At 66.1% G+C, this 22,015-nt stretch carries 19 protein-coding genes; 2 read left to right on the top strand and 17 right to left on the bottom strand.

Annotated elements, in window-relative coordinates; genetic code table 11:
- Positions 1–5: 5 nt before the first annotated feature.
- Both VKF82_00460 and VKF82_00455 read right to left on the bottom strand, forming a co-directional pair.
- Entirely contained in the window at positions 6–1,349 is a 1,344-nt protein-coding gene (locus VKF82_00460) for a TldD/PmbA family protein (GenBank protein HME80525.1), read from the bottom strand.
- Positions 1,339–2,793: a TldD/PmbA family protein gene (locus tag VKF82_00455; GenBank protein HME80524.1), complete on the bottom strand. Its 1,455-nt coding sequence runs from the start codon at positions 2,791–2,793 to the stop codon at positions 1,339–1,341. Before VKF82_00455 ends, VKF82_00460 begins: the two co-directional genes overlap by 11 nt.
- Before the next feature lie 110 nt (positions 2,794–2,903).
- Between VKF82_00455 and VKF82_00450 the strand changes: the two genes are divergently transcribed.
- Positions 2,904–3,728, top strand: coding sequence for an IclR family transcriptional regulator (locus VKF82_00450; GenBank protein ID HME80523.1), 825 nt, complete (start codon positions 2,904–2,906; stop codon positions 3,726–3,728).
- A gap of 4 nt (positions 3,729–3,732) precedes the next feature.
- Positions 3,733–4,677, top strand: a complete 945-nt coding sequence (locus tag VKF82_00445; GenBank protein HME80522.1) for a hypothetical protein — start codon at positions 3,733–3,735, stop codon at positions 4,675–4,677.
- A gap of 11 nt (positions 4,678–4,688) precedes the next feature.
- On the opposite strand, the gene VKF82_00440 is transcribed toward VKF82_00445, so the two are convergent.
- The 15 genes from VKF82_00440 to VKF82_00370 form a co-directional block, all read right to left on the bottom strand.
- A complete protein-coding gene (locus VKF82_00440; protein ID HME80521.1) occupies positions 4,689–5,837 on the bottom strand; it encodes a cystathionine gamma-synthase in 1,149 nt (382 codons plus the stop codon).
- Between the two features lie 8 nt (positions 5,838–5,845).
- On the bottom strand, positions 5,846–7,249 hold the full coding sequence (locus VKF82_00435; protein HME80520.1) for a cystathionine beta-synthase: 1,404 nt from the start codon (positions 7,247–7,249) through the stop codon (positions 5,846–5,848).
- A gap of 12 nt (positions 7,250–7,261) precedes the next feature.
- On the bottom strand, positions 7,262–8,035 hold the full coding sequence (locus VKF82_00430; GenBank protein HME80519.1) for an ATP-binding cassette domain-containing protein: 774 nt from the start codon (positions 8,033–8,035) through the stop codon (positions 7,262–7,264).
- Complete coding sequence (locus VKF82_00425; protein ID HME80518.1) at positions 8,035–8,877, bottom strand: hypothetical protein; 843 nt, start codon at positions 8,875–8,877, stop codon at positions 8,035–8,037. Before VKF82_00425 ends, VKF82_00430 begins: the two co-directional genes overlap by 1 nt.
- Positions 8,874–9,692, bottom strand: a complete 819-nt coding sequence (locus VKF82_00420; GenBank protein HME80517.1) for a hypothetical protein — start codon at positions 9,690–9,692, stop codon at positions 8,874–8,876. Before VKF82_00420 ends, VKF82_00425 begins: the two co-directional genes overlap by 4 nt.
- A 45-nt stretch (positions 9,693–9,737) precedes the next feature.
- The gene (locus VKF82_00415) at positions 9,738–12,086 is read right to left on the bottom strand and encodes an alkaline phosphatase family protein (GenBank protein HME80516.1); all 2,349 of its coding nucleotides are present in this window, start codon (positions 12,084–12,086) and stop codon (positions 9,738–9,740) included.
- A gap of 34 nt (positions 12,087–12,120) precedes the next feature.
- Entirely contained in the window at positions 12,121–12,312 is a 192-nt protein-coding gene (locus VKF82_00410) for a hypothetical protein (protein ID HME80515.1), read from the bottom strand.
- Between the two features lie 130 nt (positions 12,313–12,442).
- Positions 12,443–15,238 (bottom strand): TonB-dependent receptor, encoded by a 2,796-nt coding sequence (locus tag VKF82_00405; GenBank protein ID HME80514.1) that lies wholly within the window; start codon positions 15,236–15,238, stop codon positions 12,443–12,445.
- 152 nt (positions 15,239–15,390) lie between these two features.
- Positions 15,391–16,191: a phosphate ABC transporter ATP-binding protein PstB gene (pstB, locus tag VKF82_00400; protein HME80513.1), complete on the bottom strand. Its 801-nt coding sequence runs from the start codon at positions 16,189–16,191 to the stop codon at positions 15,391–15,393.
- 40 nt (positions 16,192–16,231) lie between these two features.
- Positions 16,232–17,083 (bottom strand): phosphate ABC transporter permease PstA, encoded by an 852-nt coding sequence (gene pstA, locus VKF82_00395; GenBank protein HME80512.1) that lies wholly within the window; start codon positions 17,081–17,083, stop codon positions 16,232–16,234.
- A complete protein-coding gene (gene pstC / locus VKF82_00390; protein HME80511.1) occupies positions 17,083–18,060 on the bottom strand; it encodes a phosphate ABC transporter permease subunit PstC in 978 nt (325 codons plus the stop codon). Before pstC ends, pstA begins: the two co-directional genes overlap by 1 nt.
- A gap of 100 nt (positions 18,061–18,160) precedes the next feature.
- Positions 18,161–19,195: a phosphate ABC transporter substrate-binding protein PstS gene (pstS, locus tag VKF82_00385; protein HME80510.1), complete on the bottom strand. Its 1,035-nt coding sequence runs from the start codon at positions 19,193–19,195 to the stop codon at positions 18,161–18,163.
- Positions 19,196–19,352: 157 nt separating this feature from the next.
- Positions 19,353–20,087, bottom strand: a complete 735-nt coding sequence (gene phoU / locus VKF82_00380) for a phosphate signaling complex protein PhoU (GenBank protein ID HME80509.1) — start codon at positions 20,085–20,087, stop codon at positions 19,353–19,355.
- Positions 20,088–20,165: 78 nt separating this feature from the next.
- A complete protein-coding gene (locus VKF82_00375) occupies positions 20,166–21,266 on the bottom strand; it encodes an ATP-binding protein (GenBank protein ID HME80508.1) in 1,101 nt (366 codons plus the stop codon).
- An 18-nt stretch (positions 21,267–21,284) separates the two neighbouring features.
- The gene (locus tag VKF82_00370) at positions 21,285–21,992 is read right to left on the bottom strand and encodes a response regulator transcription factor (protein HME80507.1); all 708 of its coding nucleotides are present in this window, start codon (positions 21,990–21,992) and stop codon (positions 21,285–21,287) included.
- Between the last annotated feature and the right edge of the window lie 23 nt (positions 21,993–22,015).

Genomic DNA, 22,015 nt, shown 5'->3' with positions numbered 1-22,015 from the left:
GCGTACTAGAATTCCGTTCCGCTGGTGAAGTGGAAGTCGTCGATGCGCGCCGCCGGCAGCACGTGGCCTTCGCTGCGCACGAGCTCGCTCGCCAGCTCGCAGCGCCCGAGCGCGCCGACGATCGATTCGTTGAAGCGCATGTTCTTCAAGCCGCACTCGATCTTGCCGTTCTGGATGAGGAAGAGCCCGTCGCGCGTCATCCCGGTGATGACCGTCTGCTTCTGATCGACCAGCCTGATATACCAGGTCCGCGAGACGAGGACGCCCTTCTCAACGCCGGCGATGATATCGCTGCGCGTGCGCGCCCCCGGATCGATGACGACGTTCAGCGGCAGCGGTCCGTCAGCATTCGGCGCAGGCAGTGCGTGGCCGGTGTTCACGTGATCGAGCTTGGCCGCATAATACGAATCGTAGACGACGTCTTGGGCGACGCCGTTCTCGACCAGGGTCACCGGCCAGCGCGGCGCCCCTTCGAAGTCGAAGGGGATGCCCAGGCCGAGCGGCTGTGTGAAATCGTCGCGGATGGTGACGTTGGTCCCCATCACCTGCGCGCCGAGCTTGCCGCTCATGAACGACGAGCCTTGCTCGAAGGGCTGCGCGCCGAACGCGATCCACGACAGATACACCAGGAACTCGCGGAAGGCCGGCGGCTCGAGGATCACGGTGTACTTGCCGGGCTCGAGCACGTGCGGCTGCGCGCCGTCGACCGCTTTTCGCGCGGCGGTCTCCGCAAGCGTCGCCGGCGAAAGATCGGCGAAGCGGCGCGCATATCCCTCGGCGTATCCGCTCGAGGTCTCGCCGATCGCTTTGATATTGATGGCGCTGTCGGAACCGCGGAAGAAGCGGCGCACGCCCTTGGAATTCGCCACCGCGATGGTGTCCGAGCGGCTTGAGACGTAACCCGCCGCGTAGAGATCGTGGCGCCGCATGACGCGCACGATCTGCGCGACCGCGTCGGCGCGCGCGTCCGGCGCCAGCGATCCGGTCGCGGCGTCGTAGGTGGAAGGGATGTCGTCGCACGGACTTGTGTCATCGGGCAATCCGGGGAAATCGTGATCCTCGGGCGCCAGGCGCGCCATCTCGCCGGCGCGCGCGACGACCTCGGCGACGCTGGCGGCATCGAGCCGGTTGGTGGACGCGACGCCGATGCGCTTGCCGACGACCGCGCGCACCGAGAGCTGCCAGTTACGCTCCACCATGCTCTCGTGGATGTAGTTGTGCGTGTAGCGGGTGAGCGCGCTCTCGCTGCCCATGAACAGCGCTTCGGTCTCGTCCGCCTTCGAAGCGTGCAGCGCCCGATCGAGCGCCTCTTGCACCGCGTCTTGGTCGACGACGAAATCAACCGCCATAGCCCACTCCCACAGCGACGTTGCGGAAGCGCGCCGGCGCCGACCCTTGGCACGATCGCGCGGTCTGCAACGGCTCGCCCTTGCCGCAGTTCGGCGTGCCCCAGGCCACCCAGGTCGAGCGGTCGCCGATCGCATCGCAGGAAGCCCAGAACGCCGGGGTCATGCCCGCGTAGGTCGGGTTCTTGAGCAGCCGGCCTTTCTTGCCGTCCACGATCTCGTAGCCGATCTGGCAGCCGAATTGGAAGTTCAGCCGCTTGTCGTCGATCGACCACGAGCGGTTGCTTTCCATATAGATGCCGTGTTTGACGCCGTCGAACAGCTCTTCCAGGGAGGCAGCCTCGCCAGGCATCAGATTGACATTGCCGATGCGGATCATCGGCAGGCGGCCCCAGTACTCGGCGCGCACCACGCCCGCCAGATCGACCTTTGCGGCGTCCGCGGTATCGCGCCCGGCCATGTAGCCGACGAGGATGCCGTTGCGGATGAGGTCCACGCTGGCCGCCGGCGTGCCCTCGTCGTCGTAGCCTTCAGTCGCCAGCGCGAGCGGGCACGTCATGTCGCAGACCACGGTCACGATATCGCTGCCGTAGCGGAAGGCGTTGAGTTTGTCCAGCGTGGCAAACGACAGACCTGAGAAGTTGGCTTCCCAGCCGAGCACGCGGTCTAATTCGAGCGCGTGGCCGATCGACTCGTGGATCTGCAGCGACATCTGGTCGCTCGAAAGCACGATATCCATCGTGCCGCTCGGACTTTGATCGGCGCTCAGCAGCGCGACCGCCTCTTCGCCCGCGCGGCGCGCGTTTTCGAGCAGCTTGGCGTTGTTGATGATCTCGTAGCCGCCGGTCTGATACAGTCCGGCCGTTCCCGGATAGAGCCGGTCTTGCACGTCGCCTTCGCCGACCGCGAGCGCGGAGAGCGCGGTGCCGCATTGCACGAGATCCTGTTCGATGCGGCTGCCCTCGGTGCTGGCGAAGCATTTCTTGGTGCGCCACACGTCGATCCAAGAGCGTCCGACCGTCACGCCGGGAGTCGCGCGGATCTCCTTGTCGACCGCGAGCAGGTAGGCGACGCGGTCGGATGTCGAGACCGTCGCCGGGTCGATCGCCACCGGCGTCTTGTAGCTGTCGACGAACTTGCCTGCGGGCTGCATGTCGATGCGGTGCGTCTGGACGGCGCCGCTCGCGCGGGCGATGTCGGCCGCCAGAGCCGCGACGCGGTCGATCTCGGAAGGTTCGATGAGCGCGCTCGACGCGAAACCCCACGCGCCGTCCACCAGCGCGCGCACGGAAAAGCCGCTGCTCTCCGAATCGTTGAGTCCTGCGACGACGCCGTTGCGCACTTCTGCGTGCTCGTCGCGCACCACGCCGAAGCGGACGTCGGCGTACTGCGCCCCCTTGGCGGTGGCGGTGTCAAGCGCGCGCTGCGCCTCGGCCTCGAATTGCACGGTGGCTACCCCGAACGCAAGAAGGCGAGCTTGCGCTCGTCCCTTCAGGAAACACGGCGGGCGTTCGGGCGCGCAGGCCGCCGGTCCCCCGACAACTAAGGAATACGTAGATGTTCAGGCTAGAGAACGAGGAGATCGACCCAGGGAACGGAGCGCCGAACCTCAGCGAGCTCCAAGAGCGAGCGGCACTGGTCCCAGCGGTCGACAAAGCCTTCCGCCTCCTCACCGCCTTGAGCGAATCCGCCGAGCCGCTCGGGGTCTCTCAGCTCTCGCGCACCCTCGGGCTGGGCAAGAGCACGGTCCATGGCTTAGTGACGACCCTCGAGCGACTGGGTATCATCGAGTCGCCCCTCGGCGCCAAACGCTACCGGCTGGGGCCCGGCCTTTTCGCTTTGGCCTCGCGCTCGGCGGCCCAGCGCGACCTGCGCGATATCGCCAGGCCGGCGCTGGAGCGCCTCGCAGCGGTCACCGAGCAGACTAGCTTCCTGGGCGTGCCGGCCGAGGACCACGTGACCATTCTGGACCTCATCCATGGCCGGCCCACGATGTCCATCTCCGCGCCCATCGGCTCGGCGATCCCCCTCCTGGCGGGCGCCGTCGGCAAAGCGGTCGTCTCCGCCTGGGATGAGCAGCGGCGGGCCGAATTCTTCGGCCAAGGCCGGTTGCCGGCGTTCACGCTCAACACGATCCGCGATGTTCCGCACTACATGGAAGCTGTCAAAGCCGCGGCGGACGACGGCGCCGCGACCGATATCGACGAGTACGTCGACGGCATGCGCGCCGCAGCGGCACCGATCTTCGGCCCGGACCACGAGCTGATCGCGGTGATCTGGGTAGCAGGTTTCTCACGACACGTCGACCGCGAGCGACTGGCCGAGATGGCCAACGAGGTGGCCAAGGAGGCCGCCGATATCAGCCGACTCCTAGGCGCGTAGCTGCGTGGCTCTGCTGCTGTGCCTGCTCGCCGCGCTTGCGTCCGCGCTGCTGACGCCGCAGCCCCCGATCCGCATCCCAAAGATCCCCGGTTCGTTCGACTACATGATCGTCGACGCGCCCCGGCACCGGCTGCTGGTCGCACACACCGGCAGCCGCGCGTTGGCGATCCTCGATCTGGACGACGGCGCCGTGAAAGCCCAGCTCTTCTTGAGCGGTGCGCCGCATGGCGTCGTCGTCGACGGGAAGCGCGACGCGTATCTGGTCGGCACGAGTATCGTGCCGCAGGTCGTCGTCATCAGCCGCGAGTCCTTGCAGATCAGCGGCACGATCCGCATGCCCGGTCCAGTCGACGCTATCGCGCTCGACACCAGGCGCGATGTCCTGTACGCGGACGAGGACAACGGCCAGTCGATCTGGCTGCTGGACCGCCGCGGGCGCATCGTGCAGACGCTCGCGACGCCGCAAGACTCGGATAAGTCCGACTACGATCCGGCCGCCGATCGTCTGTATCAGAACTTCACCACGATCAACTCGACGTACGTCATCGACGCCGCGACGGCGCGCGTGGTGGCGCGTTGGAGCACGCTGCCCGCGACGAAGCCGCATGGGATCGCGCTCGACGCGGCAGCGCAACGGGCCTACATCGCCGGTACCAACGGCGAGCTTGTGGCGCTCGACACGAGAACGGGGCGCGTCGCCTCGACGGCCGCAATCGCGCGCGACGTGGATCAGATAGCGTTCGACGCCACACGGCAACGGATCTACGCGGCCAGCGGCGACGGCTACGTGTCGGTCGTCTCCGTCCACGCGGGCGATCTCACGCGGTTGGGCGACATCGGCGTGCCGCTGGGCGCGCACACCCTCGCGCTCGACCCCGCGACCGGCGCGGTGTGGATATCCTACGGCACGCAGCGCGACGACTACGTGATGAAGCTGACGCCCCCGTAGACGCGAGGCGCTTAGAGCGCGCTTGCCACGATCGCGTCTTCGAGATCGGCGATGAGATCGCGCTCGCCCTCGATTCCGACCGAGAGCCGCAGCAATCCATCGGTGACTCCGCGCGCCTCACGGACGTCCTTGGGGATCGAGCCGTGCGTCATGGTCGCCGGGTGGCAGATCAGCGACTCGACGCCGCCCAGGCTCTCGGCCAGCGAGAACAGCTTCGTGCTCGACGCGAGGATGCGCGCGCGATCGGGCGATCCTTTGAGCGTGAACGACACCATGCCGCCGAAGCCGCGCATCTGTTCGGTCGCGAGCTGATGCTGGGCGTGCGAGCGAAGCCCCGGATAGTAGACCCGCTCGACATCGCGATGGCCGGCGAGAAAGTCGGCGATGGCGCGCGCGTTGCGCTCGTGCTCGCGCATGCGGATCGCCAGCGTCTTGGCTCCGCGCAGCGTCAAGAAGCAATCGAAGGGCCCGGGGACGCCGCCGACCGCGTTCTGGTGGAACTTGATCACGTCGTGCAGATCGGGCCTGTTCGTCGCCACGAATCCGCCGAGCGCGTCCGAGTGCCCGCCGATGTATTTGGTCGTCGAATGCACGGCGAGATGCGCGCCGAGATCGAGGGGATTTTGCAGGTACGGGGTGGCGAAGGTGTTGTCCACCGCCAAGAGCGCGTCGCGCGCGGCGCAGAGCTGCGCCACTGCGGCGATGTCGACCAGATGCAGCAGCGGGTTGGTGGGAGTCTCCAGCCAGACCAGTCTGGTCTTGGGACTCATCGCCGCAGCGACGCGAGCCGGGTCGGTCGCATCCACGTAGGTGAACGTCAGGCCGTAGCGGGTGAGCACCTTGTCGAAGAGGCGGAACGTGCCGCCGTAGAGATCATCGTTGACGACCACGTGATCGCCGGCCGAGAGGAGGTTCATCACCGCCGACGTCGCCGCCATGCCGCTGGCGAAGCTCAGCCCGAAGCTCGCGTTCTCGAGCGCCGCGAGGCAGCGCTCCAGCGCCACGCGCGTCGGATTGACGGTGCGCGAGTAGTCAAACCCCTTGTGGCGGCCTGGCGCGGCCTGGGTGTAGGTGGTGGTCTGATAGATGGGCACGATCGTCGCGCCCGTGGTCGGATCGGCGTCCTGGCCGACGTGGATCGCCTTGGTCGCAAACTCCATGAGGCCCCTTACTGGTTGGATGAGAGGTACGAGATGATGTCCATCTTGGTCAGGACGCCGGTCGGCAGCCCTTTGCGCGAAACCACCACGGCGCCATGCCCAAGCGATAGCTCTTTGTACGCGCGCTCGACCTGGTCGAACTCGTCGAGCACCGGGAAGGGGCGCGCCATGACATCTTTGACAGGCTGGTGCGCGACGTCGGCGCGGTCGTAGATGAGCTGCATGACCGCGACCTCATTGATGCTGCCCACCATCTCGCCTCCGTTCACCACCGGGATCTGCGAGATCTGGAACTCACGCATCAACTCGATGCCGCGCTTGACCGGATCGCCGGGCGCCAGCGTGATCAGCGGCGGAAGCTGCCCTTTGGCGCGCAGCACGTCGCCCACCGTCGCCCCGTGCCCCTGCTCGCCGAGGAACCCGTTGGCGCGCATCCATTCGTCGTTGAAGATCTTGGTGAGATAACCGCGCCCGTTGTCGGGCAGCAGGACGACGACGATCGCGCTTTCGGGCAGCTCGCGCGTGACGCGAGCGGCGGCCACCAGCGCAGTGCCTGACGAGCCGCCCACCAGCAACCCTTCTTCGCGGCATGCGCGCCGCGCCATCAAGAACGAATCCTTGTCCGAGACCCGCTCGATGCGGTCGATCGCCTTGAGGTCGACCGTGGCGGGCAGAAAGTCTTCGCCGATCCCCTCGACCTTATACGACTTGGCGGTATCGCCCGAGTAGATCGACCCCTCCGGATCGGCGCCGACCACCACGATCGAAGCGTTTTTCTTCTTTAGATAGTGTGCCACGCCCGAGATCGTCCCGCCGGTTCCGATGCCGCTCACGAAGTGCGTGATCTTGCCGGCCGTCGCTTCCCATATCTCCGGGCCGGTGGTCAGCTCGTGGGACTTGGGGTTGAGCATGTTGGCGAACTGGTTGGGCTGGAACGCGCCCGGGATCTCGCCCGCCAGCTTGGCCGCGACGGCGTAGTACGACTCCGGGCTGCTGGCCGGCACCTTGGTGGGCGTGATGACGACCTCTGCGCCGTAGGCTCGCAGCAGCCGGACCTTCTCATCGCTCACCTTGTCCGGCATGACCAGGATGCAGCGGTAGCCCTTGATGGCGGCGACCATCGCCAGGCCGGTCCCCGTGTTGCCCGACGTCGCCTCGACGATCGTGCCGCCGGGGCGCAGCAGACCGCGGGCCTCGGCGTCGGCGATCATGGCCAGCGCGGGCCGGTCCTTGACCGAGCCGCCGGGATTGAAGAACTCGACCTTGGCCAGCGCCAGACATTTGGCGTCGATGACGCGGTGCAGCCGCACCAGCGGCGTCGCGCCGACCGTGTCCAGCAGGTTCTCGTAGTACCGCATGCCGTTGTCGCGCAGCGGCCCGAACCGCGATTCGGCGTTGACGTCAGTCTGCACGGATGGCTGCCCTCACGAACTGCGGCCCGCCAAGAACGCTTCGGTGCGGCGGTCGGCCGGCTTGTTGAAGATGAGCGGCGTATCGCCCGACTCGACGATCTCGGCGTCGGCCATGTAGATCGTGATGTCCGCGAGCCGGGCAGCCTGCTGCAAGTCGTTGGTGGCGATGATGATCGTGTGATCGCGCCGCAATCGAGCGATCACATCCTCAACCGCCAGTGCGGCGATCGGGTCGAGCAGCGCCGTGGGGTCGTCGAAGAGCAGCACGTCGGGATCGACTGCCAGCGCACGGGCGATACATAGGCGCTGCTGCAAATCGTCCGGCAGCGACGACGCCGGCACGCCCAGGTCGCCGCCTAGCCGGTCCCAGAGGGAGGCTCGGCGCAGCGCGCGCTCGGCCGCGTCGCGGAGGATGCGTTCGTCGCGCACCCCTTGCGCGACCAAGCCGAAGGTGGCGTTGTCTTCGACGCTGCTCGGCAGCATAGTGGGATGAGCGAACACCATGCCGACGCTGCGCCGCAGGCGCGCGGTATCCACGCCCTGTCCAAGGATCTCCGCACCGTCGATCTTGATACTGCCCTGCACCCGCGCATCGGGGTTGAGATCGTGCATCCGGTTGAGCGCGCGCAGCAACGTGGTTTTGCCGCAACCACCGGCGCCGATCAGCGCGGTCGTCGTCTTCGATGCGACGTCGAATGTCACGCCGCGCAGTGCCTGTGTTTCGCCATACCAGACGCTGACTTTGTTGACTTCGATCTTGGTCTCGAGCGGCGCGCGTTCGGCCATTAGCGGCCCTCCTGTGGCATGCCCGCGTCGGCACCGGAACGCAGCCGGGCAGCGCCCTGGAGCAGCCAGATCAAGATGGCGAGCAGCAGCGCTCCCGCGGCGGTCGCGCCGTATCCGCTGACCGCGCCCGCGCGTATCCACACGTGCACCGCTAGGGGCCACGCGTATATCGGCGCCGCCCCCGTGCTGTTCGGGACGTTCGCGCCGGCGATAATCGCGATCGCGCCCGCCGCCCCGATGATCTGCGTCGCCACGATCGTCACCGCCCCCCAAAGGCCGCTCATGGCGCGCGGCAAAAGCACGTGGCGCACGGTGAACATCGGCGTCGCGCCCAGCGCCGTGGCGGCTTCGCGGATCTTCGCCGTGCGCTGGGTGAGCACGCTCAGCGCGAGGCTCGTCATCAGCGGCATGTTGATCACGGCGAGCAGGACGGCTGCCCCGGTGAGCGTCGGCCGCCAGCCGGCGGCGGTCGCGGCGACCGCGACCGAGAATGCGACGATCACCGTCGGCACGCTCCCCACCAGCCCCAACGCGCCGCGCATGCCGAAGGCGGCAGAACCGAATATGCGCACATCTGCTACGGCGATGGCTGCGAACACGCCGACGACCGCGGCCAGTGGCAGCGCCAGTGCGGTGACGTAGGCCGTTGCGAGCAGCGGATGCAGCACGCCCGCTGGATCGAACGGATTCAGAGCCCGCGCACCGCCGGTGAGGGCCGCTACCGCCAGCCAGCCGACGATCGCGACGACCGATAGGCATAAGACCACGGCGCACGCCGCGAAGACGACGGCCGGCAGCGGTGCGGCGCGCGCGGGCTGATCCGCCGGCTGCAGAGCGCTCACGGCCATGGCACGTGCCCGACGGCGCGGCGGCCGAGGACGACCGCGGAAATCGTCATGGCGAGCAACAGCAGTGCGGCCGGCGCCATTCCGAGCAGAGCATCGGAGCGGGTGGAGGCTCCTACCTGCAGCAGCGCGCTGGCAAGCGTTCCGGGCAGAAACGCCATGCCGAACGCTTCAGCTTTGACCGCGGCGGCGCTGAAGACGATCTGCAGGGCCGTCGCCTCACCGAGCGCCAGCGCGAACGACGACCACCAGATTCCGGCGATGTTGCGCTGCAACGCGGGGAGCACCGCTTGCGTCGCCGCGCTGACGGGATCGGCGCCGGCGGCCGCGGCGACGACGCGCAGGTCATCCGGCAAGCCGGAGAGCGCGCGACGCGTCTGGACGAAGACGACCGAAGCGACCATCACGATGATGACCATCGATGCGATGGCGATCGTCACCCCTACGTTCGGCAGCAGCGGCGTGACGAGCAGCGCGCCGGCAGCCACCACACCGAAGCCGACAGCGGGCACCGCATGCAGCGCTCCGACCAGCGCTTTGATCGTCTGACGCAAGCCAGGTGACGCGATCTCGACCGCGTACAGCGCCGCGCCGACCCCGAGCGCAGTGCCCATAGTCGCGCCGACCAATCCGAACCCGACCGAGCTCAGCAGCAGCCAGAACGCCGCATCTGCGGGCATCGACACGCGTTTGAACAAGGCCGCTAGCGTCGCGGCGACCAGGGCGATGAGGACGAGCGGCGCGATGGACACCACGGCGGCCGCGCAGACGCGCGCCGCTGCGATGAGCAAGCGCTCGACGCCGGGTGACACGCTCGTGGCCTTAGCGGGCCTCCCCAGTGCCCCCTTTTCCGGCCGCTATCGGTCGTCCGGACCGGCGGCCAGCACGACTCCCAATGAGCGCAGATACGCTAGATGTGCGTGCAGCGACGACGTGCCGTTGATCGACGCCCACTCTTGGTTCGGTATGCGGATCGAGCCGGGTCCGTCAAGCATGATCGATGTGCTTTTCGGCTTGCCCGGATTGCGCGTCATCGGTATGTTCGAAGGAAGCGAATCGTAGCGCGCCACGGCCGGCGAGCTCGCAAGTCCGTCCAGCAACGGCGTCGACATCGCGTCGTAGATGTTCAGCGGATCCAGGCCGAAGAGCACTTCGACCGTCCGCAAGACGGACGTGATGCTGTAGCGGGTGTGGTCGACGTACCCGCGGCGCACGTATGGTCCGATGAACAGCGCCGGCTGGCGATGCGAGTCGACGTGATCGCCGGTGCCCTGCGGATCGTCGGTCGTCACGAACACGACGGTATCGCGCCAGTCCGGCCGCTTCGAGAGGCCGGCGATGATCTGTCCCAACGCCACGTCGTTGCTCGCGACGTACGAGGCGGGCGTGTAGAACCCCGGGTCGGTGCCGGCCGTGTGGTCGGTGGGCAGCGTCAGGTACGAGTATTGCGCAAGCCCGTTCTTGTTCACGTCGTCAAGGAACATCTTCGCGCGCACGGTGTCGAGAATCGCGAAGTCGATGTGCGCGCCTGGATAGTCGCGCGACGCATGGGCTGCCAGCCCGGGCGCGATGCGGCCGCTCGGCTGCATCGTCATCTGCTCGCCGTAGACGCGGAAGGACACGCCGCGGCTGCGCAGCTCGTCGATGAGCTCCCCGCGCGGACCGAAGACGGCGCTGACGTTGACTCTCGGTCCGTGAGGCAGCGCGGATAGATCTTGGAACCAATCGAAATCCATCGTCGCGACCGGGATGGCGTCCTCTCCGTACAGGTAGACGGGCCAGATCGATCCCGCCACCCGCGCGTCGCCCTTGGTCGCCGCATCATCCGGCGTGTGGACATTGCGCTCGAGGTAGTCATTCGCCAGACCCTGCGTGGTCCACGAATGCCCGAAATCGCTTTTCTCGCCGTTGCCCATGAAATTGTCGAGCAGCACGTACCGGTCGGCGAGCGCGTGCGCGTTGGGCGTGAACTTGCGCCCATACAGGCACAGCAGCGGATCAGAATTCGCCGCCGGTACATCGCCGAACACCTCGTCGAAGTGCTTGTTCTCGCGCACGATGAACACGAAATGCTTGATCGAAGGGAGCGCCGCTGCCGCGACCCGCGCCGAGGCGCCGATGCGATCGTCGCGCGCGACGATGGCAGACCACTGCGCGAAGCGCGCCGGCTCGACGACGAGGTGCTGGACCAGACCCGTGTAGACGCCGTTCCACTCCGATCCGGGATCCGGCTGCGATCCCAAACCCTGGGCGCTGACGATGAAGAGCTGCGGCTTGATGCGCGGGTCGTCGTCGATCGTCGGGCCCGCGACGAAGACGACCGCCATCGGATACCAAGCCGCCGGGATGCGCCCGGCGACCTTGCCGCTGTCGAGGTCGACGACCGCGACGTCGTTGAAGCCGGATTCAGCCACGAACAGGTGCGTGCGGTCGGCGGAGAGCGCCATCCCAGAGGGCGTCTGGCCGGGCGGCTGATCGGCCGTCAAGCCGAGCTCGAGGCGGCGCGTCACCTTCAGCGCACCCCCGTCGATCACGCAGACGTCATGGCCGTCGGCGTCGGCGACGAACGCTTTATCGCCGTCGACGAGCAGCGCGGTGGGGTGCGGTCCGGTCGAGATATGCGTCGCGCGCGCCGCGCCGGCGGGCCACGCGTCCACGTGATCCGAGTCGTACAGCGTCGCGACGATCGTGCCGCGCACGAAGCCGACCTCGAAGGGTTGGCCGCTCGCCGCGAGCCGGGTCAGGACGGCTCCCGTTTGCGCGTCGAGCACGGCGACTTCGCGATCCGCGGTTCTCGCGACGAGAATGCGATGCGTCGCCGGATCCTCGGCGATGCCGTTGAGCAGGCCGCCGACCTGCAGGTCGGCGCCCTTGGACGTCAGCGGGGCCGTGGCGGAACTGGCGTCGTAACCGAACTGCGCGATGGCGCCGCTGTAGCCGCGCGAGACGTAGAGCCCGTCCTTGGTCCAGGTCATCGCCGTCGCCCAGGGCACGGCGAGGCGTTGGACGAGCTGCGTATGCTCGCCGACGGCGATGACGTCGATCGCGCCGCCGTCTTGCGAAAGCACCGCGAGCAACGCGCCGTCCGGCGAGAGCGTTTCTGACGAGGCGAAACCTTCGACCGGCGTGGTGAAGCCCGCCGGCGTCACGGAGCGGCCGTCGGGCAGGGTCGCGGCGGCGGCTGCCGACGTACCGATCGCGATCACCCAGGCTGCAAGAGTGAAGGCCGTTCGTCCGCACCTACGACCCATGCGCGCCCCGGCCGGCCGGTGCGATGAGCTGGATCTGCGGGGTCAGCATGGCGCGCACGCGGTGGTGGCCGACGACGACCGGACGCGCGCTTGCGGCCAGCACGCCGACGGTCGCGAACACGGCGATGCCGGCGACGGTGCCGCGGATGAGCCGTGCCAAGAGATCGTCACGTTCGAACATGCTGGACTCCTCACGAGCTCGGGCTCGAGCGCAGGTGCGGCATAAAAGCTCCGCCGCGCCGGGGGGATAGCCGGTCGCGGCGGCGGGCGACGCCGGCGGGTCGCAACCACCGGCGCCTGTGGCACGATGTCTACTTCAACTTGTAGCTGTAGATGAACTCGATAGTGCGCGGCGTGTTCCCGAACCATTCGGTCGCACCGGCGCCGATCAGGGGCGTGTAGTCGGACGGTCCGGCGAACTGGTTGAGCGCGTGCGGCACGCCATCGCCGATCAGGCCCATGGGGAACGTCATCTGCTGGAACAGATTGTCGACGACGACGTTGAACACGCCGCGCTGGCCCGTGTTGACCGAGGCGATGAAGTTGGTGTAGTTATATGCGGGCGCGTTCTTCGGATTGTTCGCATCGACGAAATAGGTCTCGCTGCGCAGCTCGACGATCTTGGCGAGCGTGAGGTCGAGCGCGAAGTTGGCCTTATGCAGCGGGATGCCAGGGAACTGTGACCCGGGCACCGTCGTCAAGTTGCCTTGCAGGACGCTCAGCGGAACGCTGAGCGGCTCGCTCGAGTTCGTCGCGTAGCCGTAGTCGATGAAGAAGCTGGGCGTGATGCGCTGGCGGCCCTGTAGGTCGATGCCTTCGGCCTGGGCGGTGCCGATGTTCACGACGCCGTCGACGCCCAGGAACGCCAACGCTTGCGTCGGCGTTCCGCCGCAGCTCGTGGTGTAGATCGTCTGGTACGCTGCGAGACTGGCAAGGCCTCCGGGTCCGAAGAAGCTCGACGGAAAGCTCTGCACCGGTATCGTCTGCGTGTAGAGCGCGTTCCAGATCGGCTCGGAGTACAGCGAGAGCTGGAAGGCCGAGTCGCCTTCGCCAAAACGGTGCCCCCAACTGAACTCCGTGTCGCTGGCGCGTTCGGGCCCGGCGTTCGGGTTGCCGCCGCTGCCGATCGAATTGAGCGTGCCGCAGCGCACGTTGCCTGCGAGCGAACCCGGGGCAGACGCCGAGAAGGGCGAGTCGACGTCGTCGAGCGTCGGCTGCGTGCTGGTGTATCCGAACGCAGCCCGGAACACGTCGTTGGGCTTGGTCCCGACAAACGCGATGCGCGGATCGATGAACGAGGTGTTGGTCAGCGTCGAGTGCTTGAAATACGCGCTGACATATGTGGTGATCGGCGAGCTCTCCGGATGCCACGAGTCGCGGAAGAAGGCGCTCGTCTCGTCGGCGATGTTGCCCGTGACGGGGGGGCCGAGCGTCGCGTTGCGGCTCGCCGTGTTGTTGTAGTACGCGCCCAAGCCGAACTCGTTGTTCTCGCCGACGATGTTGTAGGTGCCGACGACGCCGCTGTTAGTCACACCATTGTTGTACCAATACGGGTTGGACGCGAGCGTGCACGACGGATTGCAGCCGGCGCCAAGCGGTGTCGCCGGCGGCACGAGTAGATACGGCAACTCATTCGTGCGGTCGTACGTGTGGTAGTAGACGTCCGAGAAGCCGTCGATGTTCAGCGTGTTGTGGCCCATCTCGGCATCGAAGCGCAACTGATAGTCTTGGTTGTTGAACGCTTGCCACGCAGGGCCCGCACCCTGCCAGCCGTAGTTGATGTTCGCCCACTGAGTCGGCGTCACGCAGGTGACGCCCCCGTCTGGCGTCACGCCGTCGAGTCCATACCCATAGGCGTTTCCGCCGGTGCCGGTACCGACGAACTGGCCCGCGGGGCAGTCGGGTGGATTGAGCGCGTTGAACGGCGGTGCGTTACCGGCCGGCGAGTAGCTCGCGAGATGATTGTTGCCTTCTGCCATGGCGGTGTCCATCGGCAGGAAGTCGCCGTCACCGTTGCCGGTCTTGTTATCCCAGTAATAGCTGGCCAGTGCGACCGCCGTGAGGTGCGCGTTGTTGCCGAGGCCATAGCGCAGTTTGTACAGCTCCGAGCGGTTCGCGATGTTCGAGTTGACGGGATAGTTGTCAAAGGCTGCGACCGCCGGCGCGACGGCGGGGTTGACGCTGGGGTCGAACGCCGCTGCCGGCTGGAAGAACACCGTGTTTCTGATCGAACCGTTCATGCCTTGCGTGCCGAGCGCCACGGCGTACCCCCAGCGATCGCCGTAGAGCGAACCGGTCGCGGTCAACGCGCTCGTCAGCTTGTTGAAGGTGCCGTAGCCTTGGGTGTACACGATCTGCTGTTGCCGCGTCGGGTCCAGCGTCTGCATGTCGACGACGCCGCCGATCGCATCGACGCCGTACAGGTCGCCGCCGCCGGCGCCGTAGACGACGTTGACGGCGCGCAGCGCGAATGATGGGCTTATCTCGTAGTTCAGGCCGCCCTGTCCTAACGCGACCGGATGACCGTCGATCAGCGATACCGTTTCGAGCTCGCCGATGCCGCGGATCGCGAGCGTCACGTCGTCGCCGAAGCTCGGGGAGTCGCTGCTGACATTGTCGACGCCGCCCATTGCGCGCAGCGCGTCGCCCGTGCGCGTGATGCCTTGACGCTGCAGCGTGTTGCCGGATACTTGCTTATAGATGACGGTGGCCTTTTGGAGAGACGCCGCAGCGGTGACGGTCGTCCGGCCGAGCGTGCGGATCTGGCTGTTCTGGGTCGTGCGCTGCATGGCGAGGACCAGCGGCAGCGAGAAGCTTCCGCCGACGGTGAACTCCTCGGAAACCGTATTGTCCCATCCCGCGAGCACCATCTGCAAGCTATACGTTCCCGCGGCGAGTCCGTCGAACTGGAAGCGGCCGAGGTCATTGGTGGTCTGCGTCGCGCTTGTCGGGCCAACCGTCGTGAGCTTGACATTGACGAGCGGAAGGCCGGTGGCGGCGTCCACGACTTTGCCCTTGATCGAGTACGTGTCAGCCGACGCGATCGCCGGCGCAAGAAACAAAAAGGCCGCGGCGAGCAAGCCGGCGGCAACGGAAATCCGCTTCAACAACATAGGCTCTTTCCAGGACGGCGATTACATGGCGAACGCGTGGCTGCCGGCCTACATAAATGGTCCACGGCAACGCGAGGGTGGACGCGTGCGGTTTCCGTCCTGGTACGATGCTACGGGGAACGGATTAAGCTCGGATTATCCCTGCATTAACCGAATCGCCCGGTGATGTAATCTTCTGTTCGCTTTTCTTTTGGCGTGGTGAACATCTTCGACGTGGTGTCGAACTCCACCAATTCGCCCGTCGCGGACTCGCCCGAGAGCATGAAACCGGTGAAGTCCGAACAGCGCGCCGCTTGCTGCATGTTGTGGGTCACGATGACGATCGTATAGGCGCCGCGCAGCTCGCGCATCAGCTCCTCGATCTTCACGGTCGAGATCGGGTCGAGCGCCGATGCGGGCTCGTCCATGAGCAGCACTTCGGGATCGACCGCCAACGCGCGTGCGATGCACAAGCGCTGCTGCTGGCCGCCCGATAACGACGTGCCGGCCTTTTGGAGCTTGTCCTTGACCTCGTCCCACAGCGCCGCGCGGCGCAGACTCTTCTCTGCGATCTCTTCCATCGTGGCGTCCCCGGGCGGTTTGCCGGCCAGACGGACGCCGGCGAGCACGTTGTCCTGGATGGTCATCGTCGGAAACGGATTGGGGCGCTGGAACACCATGCCGATGCGCCGGCGCGTGTCCGTGGGATCCACGCCGGACTCATACAGATTGTGCCCGTCAAGCAGCACTTCGCCCTCGACGTACGCATTCGGGATCACCTCGTGCATACGATTCAGGCATCGCAGCAGCGTGGACTTGCCGCAGCCGGACGGGCCGATGAGCGCCGTGATCGCGCCGGGCTCGAAGTGCATGTTGACGTTCTTGACGGCGAGGTGCTTGCCATAATACGCGTTGAGGCCCACGACCTCGAGATTCGTCGCGGTGTTCGTCGTCCCGGTTGCGGGCATCGTCACGGACGTTACCATCTGTCCCTCTCCATCTTCCACGTCAGTTCGCCGACACGCGGCCCGAGAACGCGAATCGGGCGATCAGATTCAGCGTGAACACCAGCGCCACGAGGACGAGCGCGCAACCCCACGCGATCTGCACCCAGTCCGCGTACGGCGAAATCGCATATTGGAAGATGATCAGCGGCAGGGCCGCGGTCGGCGACGCCAGACCGTGCGGCCAGAACTGGCTGCCGAAAGCGGTGAACAGCAGCGGCGCGGATTCGCCGGCGACACGCGCTATGGCTAGCAAGACCCCGGTGACGATGCCCGCGCGCGCGACCGGGACCGTGACCATGAGCGTCGCCTTCCAGGCGGGGATGCCGAGCGCCAACGCACCCTCGCGGATCACGCCCGGCACCAGGCGCACCGCTTCCTCGGTCGTGCGCACGACGATCGGCAGCATGATGACGGACAACGCGACGGCCGCGGACTGCGCCGAGAAGTGGCCGCTCGGGATGACCACCAGCGCGTAGGCGAACATGCCCACCGCGATAGACGGCATACCGGTGAGCACGTCGCTGTAAAAGCGCACAGACGCTGCCAACTGGCCGCGTCCGAACAGCGCCAGATAGATGCCGGCCATGACGCCGATCGGCACCGCGAAGAGCGACGCCATGCCGATGATCTCGAACGAACCGACGATCGCATTGGCGACGCCGCCACCGGTCATCCCCACCGGCAGCGGCAGCTTCGTGAAGAAATCCCAGTTGAGCGCCTTATAGCCTTTGCCGACGACGTAGAGCACAACGGTCACGAGCACCGCGCCGCACGCCACCGCGCACAACGCGCTGATGACGATCATGAAACCGCTCCAGGCCTTGCGGATCGGCGTCGACTTGAGATCGATCATCAGCGGCTGCCCCGCCCGCTTGCGTTCCACACGAGCAAGCGCGCGAACACGTTCACGATGAGGCTGACGACGAACAGCAGCAGCCCGATCTCGATCAGCATGGAGATGTAGACCTTGCCGGTCGCCTCGGAGAACTCGTTGGCGAGCACGCTCGCCATCGTGTAGCCCGGCGCGAATAACGATGCGACGATCTGCGGCTTGTTGCCGATGACCATAGCCACGGCCATCGCTTCACCGAGCGCGCGGCCCAGGCCGAGGACGAGCGCGCCGATGACGCCGGAGCTCGCAAACGGCAACACGGCCTTGGTGAGCATCTCCCACTTGGTCGCCCCGAGCGCCAGCATGCCCTCGCGCTGGTCGTTGGGCACGGCTTCGAACACGTCGCGCGATATCGCCGCGACAGTCGGCACCACCATGATGGCTAGGACGAGGCCGCCCGCGAGAAAGCCGACGCCGTAGATCGGTCCCTGGAACGCCGGTAAAAACCCGAGTGTTTTCTGCAACGAAGGTCCGATAAAAAGTCTGATCGCGGGCGTGAGCGCGAATAGTGCCCACAACCCGTACACGACGCTCGGCACGGCCGCAAGCAGTTCGATGAGCATCGCGACCGGCGTCGCAAGCCTTCGCGGCGCAAGCTCGGCGAGGAACAAGGCCGCGCCGATGCCGATCGGCCCGGCGACGAGCAGCGCGATAGCCGACGTCACGATCGTGCCGTAGATGAACGTCAAGACGCCGAAGTGGCCGCCGCCGGGATCCCACAGCATCGTGAAGGCGTTCAAGCCGACCTGGGAGATCGCCGGCCACGATCGCTGCAGCAAGACGAGGAACAGCGCCACCACGATGGCCAGCACGAGCCATGCGGACAGATAGAGCAAGAACATGAACACGCGATCGCCCACCGGAGAGGAGTGCACGCGTGCGACCCGAGCGGCGGCTGTCGGACTCGCGGTTACCAGCTCGGCACTGTCTTGCGACATCGTTCCCGTCTTTGACATCTCGAATGAGCGAGGCGGTGGGGGCTCAGGGTTTGTCGCCTGGCGCCGCACCGCCTTTTCGCTTGTGCGCAACGGGTCTCGGTCAGTTGTGAATCGATCCGATGGCCTTGAGCGCCACCTGCTGGACGTTATCCGGCAACGGGACGTAGTTCACTTTCTCCGCATATTGCTGACCGCCGGTGACCAGCCACTTGAGCATATCGGTGAGCTGCTTGCCGCGCGCCGGGTCAGCTTGGTTCTTCCACACGAGGATCCACGAATATCCGGCGATGGGATAGCTGTCTTTACCGCTCATGTCGGTGATGGAGAAATCGGTCGCGCTGACCTCGGGCTTCTGCGATGCGGCCGCTCTGATCGAGTCGATCGACGGCAGCACGTAGTTGCCGTCCTTGTTCTGCAGTGCGACATACGAGATGTCGTTCTGCAGCGCGTATGCGAGCTCGATGTAGCCGATAGCGCCGGGCGTGTTGCTCAGCTGGCCCGCGACGCCTTCGTTGCCCTTTGCGCCGACGCCGGTCGGCCAATTGACGGACTTGCCCGCACCGACCTTGGATTTCCAGTCAGGGCTGACCTTCGACAGGTAGTCGGTGAAGTGGTAGCTCGTGCCGCTGGCGTCGGCGCGGTGCGCCACGAGGATCGCCAGCGCGGGGAGTTTCACGCCGGGATTCACGGACGCTATCTCCGGGTCGTTCCAATTCGTGACCTTGCCCAGAAATATGTCGGCGAGCGTCTTGGACTGCAGTTTGATATGCTTCGGAGCGCCCGGCACGTTGTACGCGATCGCGATGCCGCCAAGCGTATCGGGCAGCTGGACGACGGCGCCATTGGCGGCTACGGCAGCGTCGATCTCGGCCTTGGTCATGGGGACGTCGGATGCGCCGAAGTCGACCGTCTTGGCGGTGAACTGGGAGATGCCGCCGCCTGAGCCGATGCTCGCGTAATTGACGGTGATACCCGCGTGCTCTTGGCTATACGCGTAGAACGCGCGCGAGAAGAACGGGTACGGGAACGTGGCGCCGGCGCCGAGGAACTGGGTGTCCGCGAGGGCGGCCACCGGGACGACAAGGCCGGCGATGACGCCGGCTGCGACGATGGATTTGAGGGTGAGAGTCTTCACTGCTTTTCGTGCGCTCCTACACGCGAAAAATCGCGCGGCCGTTAAAGTGACAAATGCACCATCCCGACCCTATCGTAGGGGCTTGAAGACGACGTTAAGACAGCCTTAAGCCCATGTTAAGGGCCCAGAACCAGAGCGAAATCGCCTGTGTCCGGGGTTAGGAAGCGGCCGTATCGCCGATCGTGCGCGAGCCAAGCGCTTCGGAATGGGCGATCGCTTGGTTGATCTCGACGACCGAGCGCTTGAGATGTTTCGGGACGCCCTCGACCATATAGACCACACGTTCGCAGATATTGGTGGCGTGATCGGCGATGCGTTCGAGGTAGAGCGCGACGAGGATGAGGTTGCTGCCGCGGCTGATCGCGCGCGGATCCTTGGCCATGAATTCGATGAGCTCTTTGAAGACGGCCCGGTAGAGCCGGTCGACTTCGTCGTCTTTCTCCGGCACCTTATGCGCGATGTCCGCGCTGTGCTGGGCGAAGGCATCCAACGATTCGCGCAGCATCTCGCGCGCCGTCGTGGCCATCAGCGGGATGTCGATGAACGGCTTGAGCTGCGGCTCGGTGGACAGGTTCTTGGTGATCTGCGCGATGTCGCAGGCGTGGTCGCCGATGCGCTCGAGGTCGATGATGATGTCGAGCATCGCCGCGATCGTGCGCAGATCCGATGCCATCGGCTGCTGCAGCGCCAATAGGTTGAGACAATTGGTCTCGATGCGCACGCACAGGTCGTCGACGATGTCATCGCCCTCGAGGATCTCGTCGGCGAGTTTGACGTCGGAACGCGTCAGCGCATCGACCGCCTTGGCGGTCGCGTCCTCCACGAGACTGCCCAGCCGCAATGTGTCCTGCTGCGTCTCGTCGAGTATCCGATGGAAATTCTCGCGGCCCAAACGCCCGCTCCCTCTAGGGTAGAAAAAGGTCCCTTAGCATTATAGGGCGATGCGGGACGTTTGTAAACTATGAAGGGCTTAAATCTTGAAACGGCAGCGCAATGTCGTGCCCACTCCCAGTTGGCTTTCCGCCACCACCGTGCCGCCGTGCGACTCGACGATATGCTTGACGATCGCGAGCCCGAGGCCAGTGCCGGTCGAGGATCGCGCGCGCGACCGATCGACGACGTAGAAGCGCTCGAAGATGTGCGGCAACGCCGATGAGGGGATACCTGGACCGTCGTCGGCGACGCTGAGCACGGCGTGTCCGTCGTCACTTCTGACCGCGACCTTCACGTGGCCGTTCGGCGGCGTGAGGCGCAGCGCGTTGTCGAGCAGATTGACGACGACCTGTACGAGCTTGGCGCGATCGCCGAGCATCACGATGGGCTCGTCCGGGGTGCGCACCTGCAGATCGATGTGCAGCTGTTTGGCGCGCAGCGCTTGCGTGGCGACGACTTCGCGGCACACCTCGCACAGATCGACGGGACTGAAGGGGACGGCAAGCGTACTGCTCTCGAGCTTGGCGAGGCCCAACAGATCTTCGACCAGCGCGATCATGCGGTCGGTCTCGCGCGCGATGTCGTTGAGGAATCCGGCTTGCGTCGTCGCGTCGACGCCGCCCTGCAGCGTCTCGACGATGATCTTCACCGAGGTCAGCGGCGTGCGCAGCTCGTGCGAGACGTTGGACACGAAGTCGCGCCGGATCGCCTCGAGCTCGCGCACCCGCGTGATGTCGTGGACGACGGCCACCGCTTCGCGGGGCGGTTCGGTGCCGCGCAACGGGCGCGTGGTCAGCTCGAGCTTGCGCTCTGTACCCGCGTTGTAGGTGAGCTCAGCGGTCTGCTCGACGCCGCCGCGCAGCGCGTTCCAAAGCCTTCGGTCCAGCTCGAAGCTGCGCACGGATTCGATCAGCGAGCGGCCCAGCGCGCGCGCGCGCGGCACGCCGAAGATCTCGGCGGCCGCCGGATTGAACACCGTGACGCGGCCATCTTCGCCGACCACGATGACGCCGACCGGCAGCGCATCGACCAGCGCATCGAAACGCTCGACGAGGGCGCTATTGCGGTCGGTGAGCGCGGAGTGCGACGAAACGCCCTCAGTCTTGCGCGGCTTGCGGAATTGGTCGAAGAGCGGCATATCCGCTCGTACGCTTGGCTAATCTTTGAACAGATACCCGCGGCTGCGGACGGTGAGGATGTATTTGGGATCGCTTGGGCTGTCCTCGATCTTCTCGCGCAGCCATCGGATGTGGACGTTCACCGTCTGCAAGTCGCCGTAGAAATCGTAGCCCCACACGCGATCGAGCATCGCTTGGCGCGTGACCACGCGGCCTTTGTTCTCGAGCAACACCTGCAGCAGGCGGAATTCTTTGGGGGCGAGCTCGACGATCGCGCCCGCCTTCGTCACTTTGTGCCGGCCGGCGTCGAGTTCGATCTCGCCGCCTTTGAGGACGCCCGTCTCGGCCGGCAATGGCGCCACTTGGAGGCGGCGCAGGTGTGCCTTGATGCGCGCGAGCAGCTCGTACACGGAGAACGGCTTGGTGATGTAGTCATCGGCGCCGATCTCGAGCGCGAGCACCTTGTCGATCTCTTGGTCTTTCGCGGTGAGCATCAGCACGGGCGTGGTCGAGCGCTTGCGGATCTCGCGGCAGACTTCGATGCCGTCAAGCTCGGGGAGCATGATGTCGAGCACGATGAGGTCCGGCTTCTCGAGCTCCGCGACCGACAACGCGCGGCGCCCGTCGCCGGCCGTGCACACCGAGTACCCGTTCTTCTCGAGATTGTAACGCAAGGTCTGCAGGATGGTCGCCTCGTCGTCGACGACGAGGATCTTTGCAGCCGGCGCCGCCTTCACGTCTGCCATGTCGTCGCGCGCCGCGTTCGCCG

The sequence above is a fragment of the Candidatus Eremiobacteraceae bacterium genome (assembly GCA_035314825.1).
Lineage (GTDB): Bacteria > Vulcanimicrobiota > Vulcanimicrobiia > Eremiobacterales > Eremiobacteraceae > JAFAHD01.
This window is presented reverse-complemented; position numbering and strand designations above follow the sequence as displayed.